The organism is Acinetobacter sp. AS167, assembly GCF_037152175.1.
In the GTDB taxonomy this organism is placed as follows: Bacteria; Pseudomonadota; Gammaproteobacteria; order Pseudomonadales; family Moraxellaceae; genus Acinetobacter.
Map to the genome: position 1 here is coordinate 1 of NZ_JBBCMP010000050.1, position 267 is coordinate 267.

The window sequence follows — 267 nt, forward strand, 5'->3', positions numbered from 1 at the left end:
CTAACCGATGTAGAACTTGTATCAATAGGTAATACTAAACCTGCACGTACTCCCCATATACCACCACTTGCACTTCCTGCTAAACCAGTTAAAAATGCATCTGTATTATTTGCATCACTATCCTTTACTGGTTTATTAAAAATATAACCTGCCATGCAACTAGCCGAAAACTTACCTTTTAATTTTGTAAGATCAGAAGCACCTAGTTTTTTACTTCCATCAAGCACCATCACAGCATTCTTACCTATCGCTTTAGCACCTTTTACA

Annotated in this window: 1 pseudogene; it reads right to left on the reverse strand. The window is 36.7% G+C overall.

The window, feature by feature from the left end:
• Positions 1-267, reverse strand: a pseudogene (locus WFN33_RS20315) (RHS repeat-associated core domain-containing protein); the annotation flags it as partial.